The organism is Nostoc sp. (assembly GCF_035638895.1).
Taxonomy (GTDB): Bacteria; Cyanobacteriota; Cyanobacteriia; order Cyanobacteriales; family Nostocaceae; genus Nostoc.
This window is the reverse complement of the sequence record NZ_DASQZC010000141.1, coordinates 1-2,519: the sequence shown is the minus strand read 5'-3', so window position 1 is coordinate 2,519 and position 2,519 is coordinate 1. Positions and strand designations below refer to the sequence as shown.

The window sequence follows — 2,519 nt, the reverse complement described above, 5'->3', positions numbered from 1 at the left end:
ATACTCCTTCCACAGCACATAAGAACGCCGCATTTTACCGTCAAGGGTCGGTGGTACATTAGGTACATAAAACCAGTCTGGTGCTTCAGCCCCTTTCTCTGGAGGATCAGTCAATCGCCAGTAGATACCAGAATCTTGTCCGATACAATATTGACCGTTAGGATAAAGTTGCTCTAAAACAGGTTTAATTGAATCTGTAATTAAAATGCTTTGCGGATGCTCCTGAAGATTTTTCACGAATGTACCATCTGAGTCTGGTAACTGAGTGTGATCGGGTAAAGTTAATGCCGATAGGCGAGTCATAGGCTTTAACCGGGAGTTTATCTGACTTTTATTGTAGTGGTGTTTCTATCCCAAAATGGTACATGAACCTTTAAAAGCATTCAAAATAACAAAATTTTAAGTATTGTCACTGTTGAAACAATAACTTATTGTGTAATAAATTACAGTAAATCATTTTTTAATTAACTTAAGTTAATTCTTAAGGGTTGTCAAAAATTTATTTAACCTCAAAATTGGCGTTACTGAATCAGAGTATGAATTTACATTTTTCGATATGACTAAACAACGGTTTTTGCGCTTTTGTGTGAGACTAATTGATACTTGCAATCAGCAAGCCGAAAAATCGTTATCAATGAAAATAAAAGCAAAAATATATAGGTACTAAAAATGAGTTGGGAAAACTTAGCAGAAATTTTTGATGGTATTGAGGTACTTCAAACTTATTCTGAAGATGGTTCTGCTCAGAACAATCGAACAGGAGCTGTTTTAGGAGGAGGTGCAGCACTTGCAGCAGGTGTTGCTTTGGGTGCTGCAAGTCTTCCCTTAGCTGTCCCTTTGCTTGTAGCTAGTGGTGTATTTGCTGGAGCAAAGGGTGAGGAAACAGTCAAGAATGCAGCCAAGGGTATAGGATTTTTATTCGGAGAAGTAGCTAGGGGTATTGGAGGCGTTTTAGATGTATTCAAAAGCGATGAAGATTTTTGCTATCGAGGAGTAGAAAGACTTCAAAATGGATATTATGAGGAAGCTATTGAAGATTTTACTCAAGCTATGACAATCAATCCTAAATGTATCGATGCTTATTTTTTTAGGGGATGTATTCGTTCTGATATGGGTGACTATCAAGGAGCCATCTCAGACTATACCCAAACCATTCAACTAGATTCTGATTATACTGATGCCTATAGGAATCGAGCACATATTTTAGCTGCACAAGGTAACTACAAAAGGGCGGCTTTAGACTTGACTCAATGTATTAGTCTCGATCCTAACGATGCCGACATTTACTTTATGCGGGGTAAGATGTGTTTGGAACTAAACGATTACCAAAGCGCAGTTGCAGACTACACCAAAGTCATTGAGATGAATTCTGGGTGTGTTGAAGCTTATTTTATACGTGGTTGTATTTATTTAGATTTAGAAAACTATAAAAAAGCTGTTGAAGATTTTATTCTAGTAATTAAGATTAACCCTGAAGATATTAATACCTATTTTCATCTTATTGATGCTTACATTGGACTAGGAGATTATAGTAATGCAGTTGTATATTTAAATTATTTAATCCAGAGTAATCCTAAATCTACAGATGCTTATTTTAAGTGAGGCGATGTTTATGCAGCTCTAGAAAGTTACGAGCGTGCAATTGCAGACTACTCCCAAGTCATCAAGATGCAGCCCAAATGTACTGATGCTTATTTTAACCGAGGTTATATCAAAAGTGAAAAGGGAGATAAACAAGGAGCTATTACAGATTATAGTCAAGTCCTCAAGATTGATCCTGATTATGCTGATGCCTATGTCGAGCGTGGCTATATGCTTAACGATAAGGGAAATACAAAGAAAGCGATTACAGATTTTCAAGAAGCAATAAAAATTTTCACCAAAAAATCAATGTTAGATGAAGTAAAAATTTTACAACATGAAATTAGAAAGATTGAGCAAGAAATTCAAAATACTCATTGGTGGCAAAAGCGGATTTTTTAAACCCATAATTTTACAATTTCAATATCGCATTTATGACAAAGCAGGCAGAAAGCGGATCGCCAGCAACTCTTCATCTTATTGAGTGTGTCTGGCTAACCGCAACTTTACATTGTATTTTGCTTTTATCCAAGGAATAATGTGATTTTCATGAAACACTCGGATCATCAGCAGTTTTTATCTCTCGCAGGATTCGTTCTACTTGGTTAACTTTCTCACCTCTATTCTGCTCTTTGAAGATATTTAAAGCTTTTTCTAAAGAAGATAGAGCCTCGTCTTTTTTATTTGTTTGCCACAATGCCAGTGCAAAATTAGTCAGTCCCTCGCCATAATTAGGATTAATTTCTAGAGCTTTTTTATATTCACTAATGGCTTCTTCCCAGCGACTTTGGCTTGCGTAAACCATACCCATCGCATTGTGAGCGAGAGCATATTTTGGCTGGAGGCGAATGGCTTCTTGATAAGAGCTAATTGCTTCTTGTGGTTTCTTTTGCCGAAAAAGCACATTTCCTAATTGAAAGTGTCCAAAGGCATCGTCT

General features: G+C 36.6%; 2 protein-coding genes and 2 pseudogenes. 2 read left to right on the top strand and 2 right to left on the bottom strand.

Annotated features, from left to right (window positions below; all coding sequences use genetic code 11):
- A pseudogene (locus tag VE944_RS06900) lies at positions 1-303 on the bottom strand (Uma2 family endonuclease); the annotation flags it as partial.
- 366 nt (positions 304-669) lie between these two features.
- Here VE944_RS06900 and VE944_RS06895 point away from each other — a divergent pair.
- Positions 670-1,602: a tetratricopeptide repeat protein gene (locus VE944_RS06895; protein ID WP_324974221.1), complete on the top strand. Its 933-nt coding sequence runs from the start codon at positions 670-672 to the stop codon at positions 1,600-1,602.
- 12 nt (positions 1,603-1,614) lie between these two features.
- Positions 1,615-1,983: pseudogene (locus VE944_RS06890) on the top strand (tetratricopeptide repeat protein); the annotation flags it as partial.
- A gap of 145 nt (positions 1,984-2,128) precedes the next feature.
- On the opposite strand, the gene VE944_RS06885 reads toward VE944_RS06890, so the two are convergent.
- On the bottom strand, positions 2,129-2,519 hold a 391-nt coding region (locus VE944_RS06885), incomplete at its 5' end, for a tetratricopeptide repeat protein (protein WP_324974218.1).